The 17914-nt window shown below is 59.7% G+C and carries 17 protein-coding genes; 8 read left to right on the top strand and 9 right to left on the bottom strand.

Translation table 11 applies throughout. The annotated features are described in order from the left end of the window. Window positions 1-12 precede the first annotated feature (12 nt). Both VJ651_RS18765 and VJ651_RS18760 read left to right on the top strand, forming a co-directional pair. A complete protein-coding gene (locus VJ651_RS18765) occupies window positions 13-951 on the top strand; it encodes a dihydrodipicolinate synthase family protein (protein WP_324108895.1) in 939 nt (312 codons plus the stop codon). A gap of 215 nt (window positions 952-1166) precedes the next feature. Then, complete coding sequence (locus VJ651_RS18760; protein ID WP_324108894.1) at window positions 1167-1586, top strand: hypothetical protein; 420 nt, start codon at window positions 1167-1169, stop codon at window positions 1584-1586. Between the two features lie 107 nt (window positions 1587-1693). Here the strand turns inward: VJ651_RS18760 and VJ651_RS18755 are convergent, their stop codons facing one another. Next, the gene (locus VJ651_RS18755; protein ID WP_136417058.1) at window positions 1694-1918 is read right to left on the bottom strand and encodes a hypothetical protein; all 225 of its coding nucleotides are present in this window, start codon (window positions 1916-1918) and stop codon (window positions 1694-1696) included. Window positions 1919-2155: 237 nt separating this feature from the next. On the opposite strand from VJ651_RS18755, the gene VJ651_RS18750 reads away from it, so the two are divergent. Further along, the gene (locus tag VJ651_RS18750; RefSeq protein WP_324108893.1) at window positions 2156-3760 is read left to right on the top strand and encodes a diguanylate cyclase; all 1605 of its coding nucleotides are present in this window, start codon (window positions 2156-2158) and stop codon (window positions 3758-3760) included. Between the two features lie 40 nt (window positions 3761-3800). On the opposite strand, the gene VJ651_RS18745 is transcribed toward VJ651_RS18750, so the two are convergent. Then, entirely contained in the window at window positions 3801-6116 is a 2316-nt protein-coding gene (locus VJ651_RS18745) for a penicillin-binding protein 1A (protein WP_324108914.1), read from the bottom strand. Between the two features lie 297 nt (window positions 6117-6413). Continuing rightward, the gene (locus VJ651_RS18740; RefSeq protein ID WP_324108892.1) at window positions 6414-7691 is read right to left on the bottom strand and encodes a hypothetical protein; all 1278 of its coding nucleotides are present in this window, start codon (window positions 7689-7691) and stop codon (window positions 6414-6416) included. On the opposite strand from VJ651_RS18740, the gene VJ651_RS18735 reads away from it, so the two are divergent. Both VJ651_RS18735 and VJ651_RS18730 read left to right on the top strand, forming a co-directional pair. Then, complete coding sequence (locus VJ651_RS18735) at window positions 7684-7854, top strand: hypothetical protein (RefSeq protein WP_324108891.1); 171 nt, start codon at window positions 7684-7686, stop codon at window positions 7852-7854. The genes VJ651_RS18740 and VJ651_RS18735 overlap by 8 nt on opposite strands. Before the next feature lie 18 nt (window positions 7855-7872). Further along, on the top strand, window positions 7873-8262 hold the full coding sequence (locus VJ651_RS18730; RefSeq protein WP_324108890.1) for a hypothetical protein: 390 nt from the start codon (window positions 7873-7875) through the stop codon (window positions 8260-8262). A 250-nt stretch (window positions 8263-8512) separates the two neighbouring features. On the opposite strand, the gene VJ651_RS18725 is transcribed toward VJ651_RS18730, so the two are convergent. After that, a complete protein-coding gene (locus VJ651_RS18725; RefSeq protein WP_324108889.1) occupies window positions 8513-8839 on the bottom strand; it encodes a hypothetical protein in 327 nt (108 codons plus the stop codon). A 261-nt stretch (window positions 8840-9100) separates the two neighbouring features. Between VJ651_RS18725 and VJ651_RS18720 the strand changes: the two genes are divergently transcribed. After that, window positions 9101-9709, top strand: a complete 609-nt coding sequence (locus VJ651_RS18720; RefSeq protein ID WP_324108888.1) for a hemerythrin domain-containing protein — start codon at window positions 9101-9103, stop codon at window positions 9707-9709. Window positions 9710-9815: 106 nt separating this feature from the next. Beyond that, window positions 9816-10688, top strand: coding sequence for a YihY/virulence factor BrkB family protein (locus VJ651_RS18715; RefSeq protein WP_324108887.1), 873 nt, complete (start codon window positions 9816-9818; stop codon window positions 10686-10688). A 56-nt stretch (window positions 10689-10744) separates the two neighbouring features. On the opposite strand, the gene VJ651_RS18710 is transcribed toward VJ651_RS18715, so the two are convergent. The 4 genes from VJ651_RS18710 to VJ651_RS18695 all read right to left on the bottom strand — a co-directional run bounded on the left by VJ651_RS18710 (window position 10745) and on the right by VJ651_RS18695 (window position 15650). Beyond that, window positions 10745-10996 carry a hypothetical protein gene (locus VJ651_RS18710; protein ID WP_136417076.1) on the bottom strand — a complete coding sequence of 84 codons (252 nt, stop codon included), beginning with the start codon at window positions 10994-10996 and terminating at the stop codon, window positions 10745-10747. 88 nt (window positions 10997-11084) lie between these two features. Then, entirely contained in the window at window positions 11085-13076 is a 1992-nt protein-coding gene (locus VJ651_RS18705; protein WP_324108886.1) for an acetoacetate--CoA ligase, read from the bottom strand. 36 nt (window positions 13077-13112) lie between these two features. Beyond that, window positions 13113-14336 (bottom strand): MFS transporter, encoded by a 1224-nt coding sequence (locus tag VJ651_RS18700; protein WP_324108885.1) that lies wholly within the window; start codon window positions 14334-14336, stop codon window positions 13113-13115. Between the two features lie 78 nt (window positions 14337-14414). After that, window positions 14415-15650 (bottom strand): acyl-CoA dehydrogenase family protein, encoded by a 1236-nt coding sequence (locus tag VJ651_RS18695; protein ID WP_324108884.1) that lies wholly within the window; start codon window positions 15648-15650, stop codon window positions 14415-14417. Between the two features lie 279 nt (window positions 15651-15929). Here VJ651_RS18695 and VJ651_RS18690 point away from each other — a divergent pair, with 279 nt between their 5' ends. Further along, window positions 15930-16613: a YitT family protein gene (locus VJ651_RS18690; protein WP_324108883.1), complete on the top strand. Its 684-nt coding sequence runs from the start codon at window positions 15930-15932 to the stop codon at window positions 16611-16613. Between the two features lie 15 nt (window positions 16614-16628). On the opposite strand, the gene VJ651_RS18685 is transcribed toward VJ651_RS18690, so the two are convergent. Continuing rightward, window positions 16629-17894 (bottom strand): branched-chain amino acid ABC transporter substrate-binding protein, encoded by a 1266-nt coding sequence (locus tag VJ651_RS18685; protein WP_324108882.1) that lies wholly within the window; start codon window positions 17892-17894, stop codon window positions 16629-16631. Window positions 17895-17914 lie beyond the last annotated feature (20 nt).

Genomic DNA, 17914 nt, shown 5'->3' with positions numbered 1-17914 from the left:
GGAGAAATGGATATGAACAAGCTGGATGCCAACGCCAAGGGTGTTTACCTGATCGCCGTCACGCCTTTCGCCGACAATGGCTCGCTCGACCTGGAGAGCACCGACCGCATGGTCGATTTTTACCTGGAACATGGCGCCAACGGCCTGACCATCCTGGGCATCATGGGCGAAGCCACCAAGCTGACTGCCGAGGAATCGCGCATTTTTGCAAAGCGCGTGCTGGCACGGGTCAACGGCCGGGTGCCGGTCGTGGTCGGCGCCTCCTCGGCCGGGTTTGCGCCGATGCGCGAACTCACCGAAAGCGTGATGGACATGGGCGCATCCGGCGTGATGATTGCGCCGGCGTCGAGCGTGCGCACCGATGAGCAGATCCTTGCCTATTTCGACATGGTGAATGAAACGCTGGGCAGCACGCCATGGGTGCTGCAGGACCATCCGGTGTCCACCGGGGTCAAGATGTCGAACTCGGTCCTGATGACCATCCTGAAAAACTCGCCGCATTGCGTGATGCTCAAGCACGAGGACTGCCCGGGACTGGGCAAGCTCTCGGCAATCCGCGCAGCCAGCGACCGCGGCGAGCTCAAGCGGGTAGCGGTCCTCACCGGCAACGGCGGCGGCTTGTTCCTTCCCGAGGAACTGACGCGCGGCGCCGATGGCGCAATGACCGGCTTCGCCTATCCGGAAATGATGGTCGGTGTTTGCCGCGCACATGCGTCCGGCGACATCGAGCGGGCGCATGACATTTTTGATGCCTACCTGCCTCTGGCCCGTTACGAGCAGCAACCGGTAGCCGGTCTCGCAGTGCGCAAGCACATCATGGCCGCGCGTGGCGCAATTGCATCGGCAGCGGTTCGCAGGCCCGGGCCAAAACTTTCGGCAGCGGATGTGGCCGATATCGAACGGCTGACGAAACGCCAGACAAAGCGATTACAGGAACTGGGGATTCAGTGATGCAAGGGGGCAATACCTTGCCCCTTCTGTCTGCAAGCTGTTGTCCACGAGCCCCCGGGGCGCTGGAAAGACGCCTTGAATTTCCCCAGAAGGAAATCCAGGAATTTACTTTAAGATTTCACAGCAAGACACTGATTTATCACTGTTTTACCAAACATCGAACGATCTAACCAGAACTGCGGACCAATGCATATACTGTCACCGCAGCCTTACCTATGCCGCTGAATCTGCTCTATCCGCCTGGCCGGCTCTATGCACAGTACCGTGCTGTCGAGGATGCCCTGGATTTCATGGCAACGCTGCACGCCGGACAGACAGCGCTGAGATCCGTGCATCCAGACCTCTACAATCCCGACACGCATATCTGCGTGCTGGCGTTTAACCTGCGCGTCGTCGGCCGAAAAATCGACAGCCTTGTTTCCGCCTTCCGGGCTTGCATCCAGCCAGGCCAGGCCGGGGGCATTTCGCAGCGAACCACGGATCTCCAGCTTGCACTCCAGCAATACAATGCCACAGTCGCCTCGGTCGACCCATGGGATAACCCGTTCCATGCGGCCATCAATGCGTTCAGCCTGGCCTACGATTACCTGCGCTCCATCGAGGAAGATATTCAGCTGTTTGAACAAAACAATTGAATAAACAAATACTTGCGTACCACACTTCATCTTCTCTCGAAGTAATCTTAAGTATGATGCTCAGGCATCTGATTTGGAAAGATAATGCCTTCGGTCGTTGCAGACTCCTATCTTGCCTTTGACAAGATCACCAGCCAGCGCCGCATCACGAGCACTTCAAGATGTCCCGGCTCGATTCCGGTGCTGACGTCAATGATCGGATTGATATTGTAATAACGCTTGCGAAAGTCGCGGCACACGAAGATCTCGCGCCTTCCCAATCGCAGCAGGAACGAGCTGGGCGCGTATTCGAGACCAAATCGTGAGCCGAAGGAATTATTCAGGTGCGTCATGGCATGTCTCCCTATTTCCGATACAGCGTTGAATGAAAGCTTACTTTACCACAACTACTGTATAAATAAACAGTGAAATAAAAAACCGGCATTTCTGCCACATGCCCGTATTCGTTGCCGTCCGGATCTGAATTAGATTGCCTGGCCAAGGCTGATCCGTGATAATGCCGCATCGTTTCGGACCGGCCATTTGCAGTCCGCACAAACATGAAAACAATAAACGCCTCACCCGGATTCATGCCAACGCATTCCGCCAACACGATTGAAGATCGGCTCTACGTCCTGCGGACGCGCTGGGAGCACTATGCTGCCCAAGGCCGGTTCGAGCAATTCATCGAGTTTGCCGTGGCGGTAAACAGTCTGGCCGAGTATTTCAATCGCCTGCGCTTACCCGGCCTGGTCCGCCTGTGCGAAGGACTGGAAAACGCCGTTCTCGCCAAGCTCGGCGATGTATCGACGCACCCCATTTCGTCCCAGGACATCTCTTCGCTGCAGCGCCAGTTGGACACCCTGCTCGGTTCGGTGGCGACCTCGCGCTCGTCCGGCACAAACCGCCGCGTGCAGGAGCCGGTTACTGCGGCAACGGATATCGACTGGATCAAGCCGCGTTCGGTGTGGATGATTGCGGCGCAGGAAAAGCGCGACATGGCCGATGCGCTGCGCCGTCAGTTGCAGTTCTTCGGCTTCAAGGTCTGCGAGATTGACTGGGGTGGCGAGCAAATGCCGCAGGACAAGCCGCTGGCGGTATTGTTCATTCCCGCAGCGGACACGACGAAACCGGAGGAATTTGGCTTTATTGCCGCCATTCGCGCAAACTGCCCGGCCAGCCAGCTGTTCTATCTGGGCGGCCAATCGGCGATCGAACCGATCGTCGACTTGATGCGTGCCGGCATCGACGTCACGGTCCCGGCCGAAGACCAGCCTTCGATGGTCCTGAACTGCGTACTGGACCTGGTGCAAACCAACGAGCAGGAACAGTATCGCGTGCTGATCGTCGAGGATTCGCGGGTTGCGGTGGCGCTCATACAGCGCACCCTGGCGCAGCACGGCATCGACACGCAAGCCATCAATGATCCGGGAAAGCTGCTCGATGCGCTCGAATCCTATCGCCCCGACCTGGTGCTGATGGATATGTACATGCCGCGTTTCAATGGCGTCGAAGCCACGCGCGTGCTGCGCCAGATGGCTGCGTACAGTTCACTGCCGATCGTATATTTGTCGGGCGAATCCGATGTCGGAATGCAGGTGGAAGCCTTGCGCCTGGGCGGCGATCAATTCCTGATCAAGCCGTTCAACCCGGTGCTGCTGGCCGCGGTCGTCAAGACGCGCATCGAACGTTTTCGCGAGACACGGCGATCCACCCGGCTCGACGGCCTGACCGGCCTGCTTAACCATACCGCCGCCAAATCGCGCCTGAACGCCATGGTTCGGGAGACGCAGCACGGCCACCTGACGGTTGCGATGATCGATATCGATCACTTCAAGTCCATCAACGACACCTACGGGCATCCGGTCGGCGACCAGGTCATTCGCGGTTTGGCATGGCTGCTCAAGGGGCGCTTGCGTTCGATCGACCTGATTGGTCGCTACGGCGGCGAAGAATTCATTATCGCCCTGCCCGGTGTCAGTCTGGAACAAGCCAGCACGGTGATCGATCGCATTCGTGCGGATTTTTCGGGACTGCCCCATGCCCATCCCGGCGGCGCGTTGCACGCCACCTTCAGCGCCGGCGTGGCATCCTATCCCGCCGTCGATACCGCAGCCAGTCTGACCGAAACGGCCGATGGCGCGCTCCTGCAGGCCAAGCGCCTGGGGCGCAATCGGGTCGAGCGCTTTCGCTGATCCTGCGCAGGTGACAGGCTTGCGGCATGACGCATTGCCGTCACTGCCCGCCGCGATAGCTCATGTCATCGGCGCTTCGCTTGCCTGATTCGACATTCTTCGGTTCCGGCGTCCGGTTGCCGAACAAGCGGTCCCAGAAACTTCTGATCGGATCGACCCCGACGGAACGCACTGCGTCGCCGCGTGCCGCGTATTCCTCGTACATCCAATCGCCGTCGACCTGGACCACACCCGACGGAACCGCTCTCTGGAACGGCCCCTTGCCGCGCAGCGCTTCACGCATGTAGTCGGTCCACACCGGCAGCGCGACCGTGCCGCCGAATTCGCGTCCGCCGAGCGATCGCGGTTTGTCGTACCCCATCCAGGAAACCGCCACGATGTCGCCGCCATAGCCGGCGAACCAGGCATCCATGGCATCATTGGTGGTGCCGGTCTTGCCGGCCAGATCGTGCCGCCCCAGCCTCTGGCTGGCCGCGTAGCCGGTGCCGGAATTCACCACATCGCGCAGCATGGTGTCCATGATGAAGGCATTGCGCTGGTCGAGCACGCGGCCCGATTCGTCGCCGGCAATGGCAGGTTTGCTTTCAACGAGCACCTTGCCTTGCGCATTGACCACCTTGTTGATCAGGTGCGGTGTCACCTGATAGCCGCCATTGGCAAATACCGAATACGCCGACGCCATCTGCAAGGGCGTGACCGATCCCGTTCCGAGCGTCATGGTCAGGTTGAGCGGCTGCTTGTCCGCCTCGAAGCCGAAGCGAGTGATGTAGTCGCGCGCATAGGCCGGCGTGATCGTTTGCAGGATGCGAATCGAGACCAGATTCTTCGATTTCTTCAGGCCGGTGCGCATCGTGACCGGGCCATCATAGCGGCCGTCGTCATTTTGCGGATCCCATGCCTGCCCGCCGGTTTCCGCGACATCCACGGAAATGGGTGCGTCATTGATCACCGTTGCCGGCGAAAATCCTTTTTCCAGGGCCGCGGAATAGATGAAGGGCTTGATGCTGGAACCGGGCTGGCGCCAGGCCTGGGTGACGTGATCGAACTTGTTGAGATTGAAGTCGAAGCCGCCCACCATGGCGCGGAACGAGCCGTCGTTCGCGTTCAGGGACACGAAGGCGGCGGAGACTTCCGGCAGCTGAGTGATCGACCAGCGCTTTTTCGCATCACGCGTCACGCGAATCACGGCGCCGGGCTTGATCCGGTTTGCGCCGCGCGCCTTCGACAAGGCCGCTGCCGCGAAGCGCAGCCCTTCCCCGCTGACGTCGACGACCTCGCCGGACAGGGTTTCGGCGCGCACCAGTTTCGGCGAAGCGGAGAGCACGACGGCCGAGCGCAAATCGTCGCTGTCCGGATGCTTCAGCAATGCCTCGTCGATGGCCTGTTCGCGCTCTTCCGCGTCGCCGGGCAGGTCGATGACATCTTCCGGACCGCGATAGCCGTGGCGACGGTCATATTCGAGGACGCCGCGGCGCACTGCTTCATACGCGGCCTGCTGGTCGCTGCTGTTGAGCGTGGTATAGACGGTCAAGCCGGCCGTGTAAATGTCGTCCTTGTATTGTTCGTACAGGTATTGCCGCACCAGTTCGGCGGCGTATTCCGCATGCGTCTCGAAACGATAGCCCCGGCCGCGAACAACCAGTTTTTCCTGCGCTGCCTTCTCATACTGTGCTGGCGTGATGTACCCGAGCTCGCGCATGCGCTTGAGGATGTATTGCTGGCGCTGCTTGGCGCGCGTCGGGTTGACGATCGGATTGGCGCTCGCCGGTGCTTTCGGCAGGCCAGCCAGCATGGCCGCTTCCGCGATACTCAGTTCCTGGACCGATTTGCCGAAGTAGACACGCGCCGCACTGCCGAAGCCGTACGCCCGTTCGCCCAGGTAGATCTGGTTCATGTAAAGCTCGAGAATCTGGTCTTTGCTCAGCTTCTCCTCGATCTTGTAGGCGAGCGCGATTTCAGTGAGCTTGCGCGCATAGGTCTTCTGGCGGCTCAGGTAAAAGGTACGCGCCACCTGCATCGTGATGGTGGAGGCGCCCTGCGAACGGCTGTTACCCAGGTTCATGACAAAGGCGCGCAGCGCGCCCTTGAAGTTCACGCCGCCGTGTTCGTAGAATTCGCTGTCCTCGATCGCCAGCAAGGCATGCTTCATGACCGCCGGCATTTCCGCAATGGGAACGAAATCGCGCCGCTCCTCACCGAATTCACCGATCAGTACCTGGTCGGCGGTGTAGACGCGCAAGGAAATCTTGGGACGATAATCGGTCAGCGCATCGAGCGGCGGCAAATTGGGAATCACCACCAGCAGCACATAGCCTGCCACCAGAACGCCCGCGAGTGCGGCCGCACCAAACAGCATGGCCGTCAGCTGCAGAAGTCGTACTTTCACTGAGCCCTTCCCCGATTTGGGCCTGGACGGCGGACGTTTTGAACGTCGAACCACAGTCGCTCCCTGTAAAGTCCGGAAAAACCGCAACTTTAACAGCCTGCGAAAGGCGTCGGCATCTTTCTTTACAATTGTTACGCGAGATCCTCGGCGACCTTGCATTAATCCTGCATTAACGTTCCGATAACGAATTATGCGGCGGCGCAGCGCGCCGAGGGCAATGCGACATCCCGGTCGCGGAGCACATCCTTCTCGACCGGGACGCCTGGCTTACTGTTTGCGAGCGATGAAACCGCCCAGCACCGTTTGTCCGCTGGTCGCATTGGACAGCGTAATCGTGCCGCCGATTTCCGCCGGCCCCGCACCGCTCGTCCCGGTGGTGAGCACCGGCCCGAAGTAGCGCCCACCGACTCCACCCGTCAATGCGCCGTTCGTCACCGGCCCGGTCAGGTAGTTGGCGACGTTGCTGCCGGCGGCGCCCATGGGAACCGTCGTCGTGAGCGCGACGGGCACGCTCGTGCCTGCGGAATCCCAGGTGACCGGATTCTGGAACGTCACGGTTGTCTGGCGTGTCGCGAAATTCACGCTGACCACGACCGTCCCCCGGAACACTGCGGGTTCAGCGGTTCCGTTCGGGGTGTACCAGCCGTAGGCAAAACCTGAGTAGCTTGCAGTTCCGCTGGTCGGCACTGCGGTCGGATTGGTCACATCGCCATAGGCCACCATGCCGCGGCGATTCTTATTGTGTTCATTCCCGGCCTTCGCCCACTCCTCGATAATGACGGTGTCCTGCGTGAGCCAGGCCGCGAGGTTGCCATACTGCAGACCCCAGTTGTCCAGGCTGCGATAGCCCTTCGAGCCGGGGAACGGTACGCCGATACCGTCGCCGCCCGGCAGGATAGTCGGGTTGCCATTGGCATCCGGAAGGCCGTTGCCGGCGTGGATGTCGCCATCTTCATGGACGCGCGACACTGATGCGAGATCTGGCATTTTGCCGCCTGTGCGCCAGTCGCCCGGCGAATAATGCACGCCGCTGGTTTCCGTCGTCGGACATGGCACGAGGTCCGGCGGGCAGCGCGATGGGGTGCTGCGCGGGAAGTAGCGGTTGTTGGCGTAATCGACCTGCGTTCCCGCCGTGCCTTTCGAGGCGTAATCGTAGAAGCCGAGGTCGGAGCTCGCGGGAAGAGTTGTCGAAGATAGCGCGCCGCTGGCCGTCAGGACGGTTCTGCCCTGCGTGGTTGAAAAAGTGTCGATGATAGGCGGCCGCTCGGTCTTGCCATCCCATGAAAGACCCAGCTTGCTCAACAAGACGGCAGAACTGCTGACGGTACCGTCACTGCCTTTCGCCAGCCGGACTTCGGCCGTGCCGCCGGTAGCGAGCGCGAGCCCGAAAGCGCCGGTCATGGTTGGATTCTTCGCTGCCAGGTCACTCGTGGATACGCCATAGGCTTCCACGCCGGAACTGCTGAGCGCAATCCCGTTATCAACGCGAATGATGCTGCTTCCGCTGCACTGATACCCGGCACCGTCGGCGCAGATCATGGTCATTTGCGTCCCGGAGGGAACGGGTGCCGGTGTCGCTCCGCTTGTGCCGCCATCCGTCGGCGGAGGTGTGGTTGGCGTGGTCGGTGTGGTGGGCGTTGAAGGCTCGGCCGGCGTGGTCGTACCCGGCTTCGACGTATCGGCCGGTGTCGTGCTGCCGGGTGTCTGACTGCCGGATGATGGATTCGTGGTCACCGTGGATGCGCTGTCGCTTCCGCCGCCGCATGCGCTCAAGACGCTTGCGGCGATCAATGCTGCGCATAGCGGCCGCAGATACAGCCGCGTCTGTCGTGTATGCCTGCCCGAGATAGTGGATGTCGCGCTGCGTGTGCGGCGCGTTGCGGATGTGCCCTGCGGCACGCTATCGATGTTCACACTAATGGATTCCAGCATTGGCAAATACCCTTCCAAGTTCAAGCAGGCGTGTTGCGGGTCGCGAAGAATGACGACCGCGAATGGGATTGCGTCCGGCTGCATGCGTCAACCCATGCATACAGGCGGAAACAAGATGATGATCAGTGGTGATTCAGTTGCGATGCGAATGGTGAACGAAACGGATCCGGTAATACGGCCATAAGCGAATCCATTGCGTCGCTTTATCTGTCGGCATCATTGAACCGACGCGACCGATTGCACATTAGTCATCGGGTTTAGGGATTCTGTTTCAGAAGAATGTGCAATGTTTTGCGCGAACTCAATCGGCGGGACCTGCATTTTGTATCGTTGTGTAACACATACAGAATCCATTGCCCGGATCGGCATTCACCGATCCGGCGCATGCGAATGTCAAAGCGGAAATCACTCCGCTTCAACAAGCGTTGCGGCAATCAATGTAGTTGTTGCTTGAGAGTGGAAATGGCCTTGCGCGCTTGCCGCACGGCGTTCTGCACCTGCTCGTCGACATAGCCGCCCTGCGAACATGCCTGCATGGCGCGATCGCCGATTTTTTCCATCTTGGTGACGCACTGGCGGATCTGCTCCTCGCTCTGCTGCTGCTCTGCAACCTGCACCGCATGATCGGATTCCTGCTCCAGTTCATTCAGGCATGTACGCAAGCGGTCGGGCACATCCTTGCTCATCTCGCACATTTGTGCGGCAGCATCGACACATTGTTCAACCTGGGAAAAACGTTCTCGGATCTGTTGCATCTGCATGGGATTTCCTTTCTGAAGCAAACACGGGATAACAACTGGATGTGTTTTGGTCATCACCCATTCGGATAGTTCCACGCGAGCTCCGATAGATTGCCTGCATGAGGTCGGTAATTTGTACACGCCGCTGTAAAGATGCCGCGACAACTCCTTGCGAGGCAGGGTCTTGCGCCGCGCATCACGACGGAGAAACCCAGGTATGGCCTTTGCTACCGTTCTGCATTCGCGCGTGCATCCCGCACCCCGTCGATGGAGGAAACCATAATGAATTCGATCAAGAATACCGTGACGAATACGCTCTCGCCGACCATTACCAATATGATCCGCATGGACCACACCCACGTACTGGAGGCGTTTCACCAGTACGAAATCGATTCGAGTCCGCAAACAAAGAAAGCCTTGGTAAACACCGCATGTCTCGCCCTGGAATTTCATTCACAACTCGAGGAAGAAATCTTCTATCCGGTCATGCGCACGCTTGCCACCGACACCGCAACGGTGGACAAGAGCATTCCCGAGCACAATGAAATGCGCCGACTGATTGGCGAACTGCGCGCGATGGAGCCGACCGATCCGCGTTACGACCAGACCTTCATGCAACTCATGCGCGACGTCATGCACCATGTAGCCGATGAAGAAACCACGCTGCTGCCGGATGCGGAGAGACTGCTGTCCGACCGGCTGGGAGAACTCGGCGCACAGATGACCAAGCGCCGGCTGCAGCTCGCCGCACCGCGTGCCCGCGAAATCGCCGTCAATACCATCCGAGGATTCCCGACCAGTTCGATGCTGTTCGCCGCCGGCGCATTGATCGCGGGAACGTATTTCGCGAAACGGACGTTTGAGGGCCAGTCGCGGCATCGTCGTACTTGATCGAAAACAGCATGTCGCCTTTCCGCAGGAATACGATAGAGACAGACGCGGGGTGCGTCACGCATCCTGTGCGGACCGTCGGCGGTCGTTCATCCTGGATCATCCCATGCGAATACCCGGTCTTCGCGGTTTGAGTCCGCTTTCCCTGCTGAAGGAGGCCGTCGCGGATTTTTTCGCCGACGACATGACGACTTACGCCTCCGCGTTGTCCTACCAGGTTCTGTTTTCGATTTTCCCGTTCATCATTTTCCTGATCGCGCTGCTCGGCTTTTTCAATCTCTCCGATTTTTTCGACTGGTTGCGACAACGCGCGCAGATCGTGCTCCCTCAGAGCGCGATGCAGCCGGTCAATCAGGTCATCGACGAACTGCAGCAGCAAAAGGGCGGCCTGCTCTCCTTCGGTGTGATTGTCGCTCTTTGGACGGCGTCGTCCGCAGTGCGCGCGACGATGCATGCGTTGAATATCGCCTACGACGTGCAGGAAGGCCGGCCCGCATGGAAGCTGTATCCGCTTTCCATCTTGTACACGCTCGGCATCGCCGCGATGATGATTCTCGCTGCAGCCATGATGGTCGTCGGGCCGCAGGCAATCGATTGGCTTGCGCAGCAATTCGGCGCGCAGCAACTATTCGTGATCTTGTGGACGTGGCTGCGCTGGCCGATTGCCCTGTTCCTGCTGATGCTGGCGGCGGCGGTGGTCTATTACGTCGCGCCGGACGTGGAGCAGGAATTCCGCTTCATCACGCCAGGCGCAGTGCTTGCGGTGCTTGTCTGGCTCATCGCCTCACTTGCGTTCAACTATTACGTGAGCAATTTCGGAAACTACAGCGCGACCTATGGCGGTATTGGCGCCATCATCGTGCTGCTTTTGTACTTCTTCATTTCTGCAGCAGTAATGTTGTTCGGCGCGGAGATCAATGCCGTGATTGAACATCATTCTCCGGACGGGAAAAAGCCCGGCGAGAAGACATTGCACTAGCTGGCGTACACCGAGCGTGTAGCCGGGCACCGTACGTCTGCGTGAAAGATTGGAATTCAGGCGAGAAGCGCGTCGACCATTGTGTAGCCTTTGACGAAGCCGGCTTCGACCGCCGCGTCCCGGCTCGGGTAATCGGCATCGTCCCCGGATTCTGCGCTCAGTTCGCTTTCGGAGCTTGCATCCTCTCCCGGCTGCGTGACTCGCACCGTGTAGTCCCAGCGTGATGCCTTGTCATCACGCGGCAACGCGGTCACGTGCACTTCCATGCCCTTGTACGATTCGGTGTGCCAATCCTGTCCGTTTTCCATGCAGTCCACCCTGATGTTGGTCTACGGACATCGTACTTCCGGCGAGGAACCGGGCCTTGAGATTGCTCAGGCCCGATTGCCTCGCGGATCACGCAGCGGCATGCTGCGCACTGCGCTGCTTCGCCAGTGCGACGAAATACGCAAGACTGCCGGGATTACTCATTGCGTCCGGACTTGCCACTTCCGCCACCGGCATGCCGAGCAACAGCTTCTTGACCGGCAGCTCCATCTTCTTGCCGCTCAAGGTGCGAGGAATCTCGGCCACCGCAACTACCTCGTTCGGCACATGGCGCGCTGACAGGGCGCTGCGGATATTGTCGAAGATGCGCTTGATCAGCGATTCGTCAAGCTGGACGCCGGGGCGCAGCACGACGAACAAGGGCATGTAGGATTCGCGGCCGAGATACTCCAGATCGACCACCAGACTATCGACGATTTCCGGCATGCCCTCGACCACGCGATAGATTTCGCTGGTGCCCATGCGAATGCCGTGCCGGTTGATCGTCGTGTCGGAGCGTCCGTAGATCACTGCACCGCCATGCGGCGTGATCTGCAGCCAGTCGCCATGGCGCCACCAGCCCGGGTACATGTCGAAATAACTCTCGTGGTAGCGCCGGCCTTCGGGATCGTTCCAGAAATACAGCGGCATGGATGGCATCGGCTTGGTCACTACCAGCTCGCCCACGGCATCATCGAGCGGTTTGCCCTGATCATCCATCGCATACACCGCAACGCCGAGGTAACGGCATTGCATCTCGCCGGCATACAGCGGCAGAATCGGGCAGGCGCCGACAAAGGCGGCAGCGACATCGGTGCCGCCGCTGATGATGGCAAGCAGGACGTTCGATCCGAGCTGCTCGTAGATCCATGCAAACGCTTCCGCCGGCAAGGGAGAACCGGTTGCCCCGATCGTGCGCAAGCGATGCAGGTCGGCCAGCTTGCCTGGTTCGATGCCCGCCTTCATGCAATTGGTGAAATAGGCCGATCCTGCGCCGAACACCGTCAGGCGTGCTTCCTCCGCGAATTTCCACAATACGCCGAGATCCGGATAACCGGGATTGCCGTCGTAGAGCGCAATGCTCGCACCGAGCAGAAGGCCGGTGACCTGCGAGTTCCACATGATCCAGCCGGTGGTCGAGTACCACATGAAGCGGTCGTTCTCGCCCAGGTCCGAGTGCAGGCCGTGGCCCTTCAGGCTCTCCAGCAGGACGCCGCCCTGACCGTGCACGATCGGCTTGGGCATGCCGGTGGTGCCGGACGAATACACAACCCACAAGGGATGATCGAAGGGCAGCTGCTCGAACCGGATGTCGCTGTCGTGCGTGAGCAGATCGTTCCAGTTGTGCGTTCCGTCCAGCGTCGCATCCTGATCCAGATAAGGCAACAGCACGACGTGTTCGAGCGAAGGCAGCGACTGCATCAGCCCGGTCACCACGTCGCGCCGGTCGAAGTCCTTGCCGCCGTAACGATAGCCATCCACCGCGATCAACACCTTGGGTGCGATCTGGCCGAAGCGGTCGAGCACGCTCGGGGTTCCCATGTCGGGCGAGCAGCTCGACCAGATTGCGCCGATACTCGCGCAGGCATAGAACGCCACCACGGTCTCGGGCAAGTTTGGCAGATAGGACACGACGCGGTCGCCGGCCTGCACGCCCATCTGACGCAAGGCGTGGGCAACCGAAGCGATCTGGCGCCGCATTTCTCCCCAGCTCAGTTCGATCGTCGGACGCAACTCCGACTTGCCGATGATGGCGGCTTCCCTGCTCTCCTGCTCGGAGCGATGGAAACGGAACACCTGCTCTGCGATGTTCATCCGCGCGCCCTCGAACCACTTGGTGCCCGGCATTTTCTCGCTGTCGAAGACACGGGTGTATGGCGCCGAACTCTGTACCTTGAAATACTCCCAGAGCGATGCCCAGAACTGGTCCAGATGATCGACCGACCACTGCCACAAGGCGTCGTAGTCATCGGCGCGAACGCCCTTCTCTTTCGCCAGCCAGGTCATGTAGTCGTGCATGCGGGTACTGGCAATGCGTTCCGGCATCGGCGCCCATAGCGCTTGTTGATGGATGTCGCTCAATTGTTTGTCTCCTTTGATTTTTTTATCGAAAAACGCTCAAGACGTGCGTGCCTTGAAACGCAGCCTGTGACTGAACCATAGGGCAACCATCAGCACGCCGAGCGCGCCGATCGTCATGACATTTCCTGTGCCGATGCGCTCGACCAACCTGCCCGCGATCCCCACCCCGACCGATTGGCCCAGGAAAAAACAGGAAGCGAATGCCGATACCGCAGCACCGCGGCGCTCTGGCGCCATCTGCGTGGCATTGATCTGCAAGGTGTTATGCAGCATGTAGAAGCCCAGCCCTGCCATGAAGCATCCGGGGATCGCCCACCACCAGGTCGGTGACGCACCGATGGCTAACAGGGAAGCGCCAAGGAAGATGCCGCCCCAGCGCGACAATCCGATTTCGCCCATCCTTCGCACCAGCACCGACGATGCCACGGCAAAGAAAAAGCCGCCCGCGCCAAAGAGCATGATGAGCGCACCGGCCGAGGTCATCGACAGGCCGAAGGTGTGATGTTCATGCGACGCAATGAAAGCAAACGCGCCATACAGGAATGCGCCTTCCAGGAACACTGTCAGCAGCACCAGGCGCGCCCATGGCAGCAACGCGATCTGCCTGAATTCGCCGACCATGCGACGCAGCGCCGGCCCATCCGCCCGATGCAGGCGTCGCGCGTGTCCCGGCAAGCGGCGGTTCAGCGAAAACAAGGCAACGCTCACAATGAGAAAAATCGCCGCGATCACGAAGAATGGCAGCCGCCAGTTCTGCGCATCCGCGGCCAGTCCACCCATCAGCACACCGGCCGACAGGCCGAGTATCTGACCGATCAGAAAGCGCGCCAGAACCGGTTGACGATCCTGATAAGGAATCACGTCGCCGATCCATGCCATCGACAAGGGAATGATGGAAGCAGCGGTGGCGCCGGCCAGCAGGCGCGCGACGAGCAAGGGGCCAAATCCGGGCGCAAAGCCGCAGGCACCTGCGGTAATGGCGCAGGCCAGCGTGCCGCAGGCCACGATGAAATATTTTCCGTAGCGATCGCCGAACGGCCCGAAGAACAACTGCGACAAACCGTAGGCGATTGCAAACATCGTGATGACGTAGGATGCGTCGCCGAGCGACACGCCGAATTCATTGGCGAGTTGCGGCAGCAGCGGATCCGTCACGCGCAGCGAGATGCCGCTGCCGAAAGCAGCGAGCGAAAGCAAGGGAACTGCGATTGCAGGAATGGGCGGATTGGATGTGGCGATGGATTCGTCTGGATGCTTCATGGAATGTGATGGGTGCGCGGCGAGGTCCTTTACAAAAGCGATTCACCGCAACGGAAACAGGCACCCGCCATTCTAGACTTAAACGAATTCCGGCGTATTCATGTAGGGCAAAGTGGCTCCGCGCCGCTCCGCGGCCAAATCCATTTCCTGCCGCGCAATGGTGCGCAAGTGAACCTCGTCCGGCCCGTCGGCGATGCGCAGCACCCTGCCCCAGGTCCACAGTTCCGCGAGCGGTGTGTCCGGACTGAGGCCCATCGCACCGAACACCTGCATCGCACGGTCGCAGATCGTGGTCTGCATGCGCGGGACGATGACCTTGATCGAGGCGATTTCACGCAAGGCCGAACGTGCGCCGTGCTGATCGATCATCCACGCGGTCTTCAAAACCAGCAGGCGCGCCTGCTCGATTTCCATGCGGGACAGCGCAATCCATTCGGCGATGTTGGCATGCTGATGCAAGTAACGGCCAAAGGTGCGTCGCTCTGCTGCGCGTTCGCACATCAGCTCCAGTGCCAGTTCTGCCTGACCGATGGAGCGCATGCAATGATGAATCCGCCCTGGGCCGAGCCGCGCCTGCGCGATGGCGAAACCGGCACCTTCCTGATGGATCAGGTTGGAGCACGGCACGCGCACATCGCGGAAGACCAGTTCGCAATGCCCGCCCGGGAAGGAATGACTCATGACTTCGATATTGCGTACGACCTTGAAGCCCGGCGTATCGAAAGGCACGATCACCATGCTCTGACGCTTGTGCACTTCCGCGTTCGGATCGGTCACGCCCATGACGATGGCAAAGGTGCAGAGCGGATGTGCGGCCCCCGAGATGAACCATTTGCGTCCGTTGATGACGTATTCGTCGCCCTCGCGGCGGATCGAGATCTGGATGTTGGTCGCATCGGAAGAAGCGACATCCGGTTCGCTCATCGCAAAGCAGGATCGGATTTTCCCGTCCAGTAGCGGTTGCAGCCAGCGCTCGCGCTGTTCATCCGAGGCGAACATGTGCAGCAGCTCCATGTTGCCCGCATCCGGCGCGCTGCAGTTGAAGGCTTCCGATGCCCAGTGCACACGTCCCATGATTTCGGCCAGCGGCGCATATTCGAGATTGCTGAGTCCCTGGCCCTGCCCGGGCAGGAACAGGTTCCACAATCCTTCTTCCCTGGCCAGCGCCTTGAGGTCTTCCAGGCATTGCGGATGTTCGAGCCCGTCACCGATCTCGCGCCGCCACAGCGGCAGGTTCGGCACCACGTAGTTGTCCATGAAGTCTTGCAGCTGCCTTTGCAACTGCCGAACTTTCGGCGTGTATTCGAAATCCATGATGAACTTTCAAGAAGTGATGCGGGACGTGACTTGCGCTATCTATGGCGAATCTTAGATGGGGCAGAACAATCATTCAAATGAATAGTTCTCATCGAGTGCAATAAACCAAGTGCATGGAGCTGCCGATATGCGCTCCATACAGTACTGCTTGGATTTTCTTGATTCAGGTCAATTATTCTGGCAAAGCAGTTGGTATAAGCTTGCGCGCACTAATACTTTATTGCATGCCTCCGGCTTGTCATCCCGAGCCGGGGGTGCCATGCTTTTGATCTCCCCATGGACAATCCACTTCCATTGCGCAGCATCTCTTCCGTCTCCATTGTGTCGAACGAATCAAAAGAAACCCGGCAGAACGACGCAGCGTCGCTCCAGCATCACACGCTGTTCGAAGACATGCAGGCACTCGTTGCCGGTACCTTGCTCGTGTCCCTCGGCGTGGCCTTGCTCGGCAAGGCGCATCTGATCACCGGCGGCACGGTAGGCATCGCCTTCCTGCTGCATTACGTAACCGGGATCAGCTTCGGCAAGCTCTTTTTCGCCATCAACCTGCCCTTCTATTATCTGGCGGTGAAAAAGATGGGATGGAAATTCACGCTGAAGACATTCGGCGCAGTGTTCCTGCTGTCGATGTTTTCGGAGCTGCTGCCGCTGGTGTTCAAGGTGGGCATGCTGAATCCGCTCTACGCGGCCGTGATGGGCGGATTGCTGGCGGGCGTCGGCTTGCTGGTGCTGTTCCGCCACAAGGCGAGCCTGGGCGGTATCAATGTGCTGGTGCTGTTTCTGCAGGAGCGCTATGGCTTGCGGGCGGGCCTGGTGCAGCTCGGTCTCGACGCGGCGATCCTGATGCTGTCGATTCCGATGATTTCGCTGACCGCGGTCGCGGTCTCGCTGCTCGGCGCCGCCATGCTCAACCTGACGCTGGCCATCAACCACAAGCCGGGCCGTTACATGGCGATCTGAAGCGCCGGTCCTTGCTCAGTTCGGGCGCTTCATCCTGCAAGTGGTGGGCAAAGCACTGGCTACGGACGGCAGGTAGCGCTCGGTCTTGAAACCATAACCGCTGCCTTCATTGTCGAAGCGGACCGCGCCGCTCGAGACTTTCTGCATCACCGATACGTAAAGCGGTTGCAGCAACTGATGATCCGCGGCGCGCATGGTCGCTTCGTGGAAGGCATTGCGAAAGCGCGCGCCTTCCAGCGCTTTCGCAACCGCGCCGGCTTCCGTCGATTTCGCTTTTTCGATGGCCGATGCGAGCATGTCGATCATCACATGCATGCGCAGATGCACATAGTCGTCCTCAGGACGCGGGTAGCGCTTGCGGAAGTCCTGATAGTAGGCGTCGCTGGCGGAATTCCTGATGCCCTGTCCGGTGTTCGGATGCCATTCCGCGACTGCGCGCACGCGTCCGACGCCGGCATCGCCTATCGCTGCCGGTGCGCCGAGCCCGTTGCCGTAGAAGGTATAGAACTTCAATTGCAAACCGGCTTCCTTGGCCGCTTTCACCAATAAGGTCAGGTCGTTGCCCCAGTTGCCGGTAATGACCGTGTCTGCGCCGCTGGCCTTGATCTTGACGATATAGGGTGTGAAATCCTTGATCTTCCCGATCGGATGCAGCTCGTCGCCGACGATGCTGATGTCCGGACGCTTGACTGCAAGCTGCGCGCGAGCAGATTTTGCGAGCTGCTGCCCGAAGCTGTAATCCTGGCCAATGAGATACACGCGCTTTGCCGTGCTGTCGCCCTTGATGACTTCCGTCAGCGCGTTCATGCGCATATCGGCATTCGCATCGAAGCGGAAATGCCAGTAGCTGCATTTGTCATTGGTGAGTGCAGGATCGACGGCGGAATAATTGAGAAAGAGCATGCGACGGTCGGGCGCGCGCAGATTGTGTTTCTCGACGCCGTCGATCAATGCCGCCGCCACCGCCGAACTATTGCCTTGCACTACAAAGCGGATGCCCTGGTCGCCGTATTGACGCAAGCCGATCAGCGATTCTTCCACGCCCTGCTTGTTATCGTAGGTCGTCAGCTCGAGAGGATGCGCGCCATCCGGAAGATGGACGCCGCCGCGCGCATTGACGCGTTCAATTTCGAATTGCAGATTGCGCACAACGGCCTGCCCGGCGTTCGCAAACGGTCCGGACAAGCCTTCGATCATGCCTATCCTGATCGGCTCGGCGCCATATGCGCCGCAGGAAATCGACAAGGCCAGCAAGGCTGAAAAACGCTTCGATTGGAGCATGCTCATTCCGCCAAATCTTG

This window comes from Noviherbaspirillum sp. (assembly GCF_035254865.1).
GTDB lineage: Bacteria > Pseudomonadota > Gammaproteobacteria > Burkholderiales > Burkholderiaceae_D > Noviherbaspirillum.
This window is presented reverse-complemented; position numbering and strand designations above follow the sequence as displayed.

Excerpts from the sequence above, each read along its gene's own strand:
- VJ651_RS18710 (WP_136417076.1), bottom strand. The coding sequence starts at position 10,996 with ATGGAAAACGGACAGGATTGGCACACCGAATCGTACAAGGGCATGGAA.
- VJ651_RS18740 (WP_324108892.1), bottom strand. The coding sequence starts at position 7,691 with ATGACCATGATCTGCGCCGACGGTGCCGGGTATCAGTGCAGCGGAAGC.
- VJ651_RS18690 (WP_324108883.1), top strand. The coding sequence starts at position 15,930 with ATGGACAATCCACTTCCATTGCGCAGCATCTCTTCCGTCTCCATTGTG.
- VJ651_RS18685 (WP_324108882.1), bottom strand. The coding sequence starts at position 17,894 with ATGCTCCAATCGAAGCGTTTTTCAGCCTTGCTGGCCTTGTCGATTTCC.
- VJ651_RS18735 (WP_324108891.1), top strand. The coding sequence starts at position 7,684 with ATGGTCATTTGCGTCCCGGAGGGAACGGGTGCCGGTGTCGCTCCGCTT.
- VJ651_RS18760 (WP_324108894.1), top strand. The coding sequence starts at position 1,167 with ATGCCGCTGAATCTGCTCTATCCGCCTGGCCGGCTCTATGCACAGTAC.
- VJ651_RS18750 (WP_324108893.1), top strand. The coding sequence starts at position 2,156 with ATGCCAACGCATTCCGCCAACACGATTGAAGATCGGCTCTACGTCCTG.
- VJ651_RS18745 (WP_324108914.1), bottom strand. The coding sequence starts at position 6,116 with ATGCTGTTTGGTGCGGCCGCACTCGCGGGCGTTCTGGTGGCAGGCTAT.
- VJ651_RS18700 (WP_324108885.1), bottom strand. The coding sequence starts at position 14,336 with ATGAAGCATCCAGACGAATCCATCGCCACATCCAATCCGCCCATTCCT.
- VJ651_RS18720 (WP_324108888.1), top strand. The coding sequence starts at position 9,101 with ATGAATTCGATCAAGAATACCGTGACGAATACGCTCTCGCCGACCATT.
- VJ651_RS18695 (WP_324108884.1), bottom strand. The coding sequence starts at position 15,650 with ATGGATTTCGAATACACGCCGAAAGTTCGGCAGTTGCAAAGGCAGCTG.
- VJ651_RS18765 (WP_324108895.1), top strand. The coding sequence starts at position 13 with ATGAACAAGCTGGATGCCAACGCCAAGGGTGTTTACCTGATCGCCGTC.
- VJ651_RS18755 (WP_136417058.1), bottom strand. The coding sequence starts at position 1,918 with ATGACGCACCTGAATAATTCCTTCGGCTCACGATTTGGTCTCGAATAC.
- VJ651_RS18715 (WP_324108887.1), top strand. The coding sequence starts at position 9,816 with ATGCGAATACCCGGTCTTCGCGGTTTGAGTCCGCTTTCCCTGCTGAAG.
- VJ651_RS18725 (WP_324108889.1), bottom strand. The coding sequence starts at position 8,839 with ATGCAGATGCAACAGATCCGAGAACGTTTTTCCCAGGTTGAACAATGT.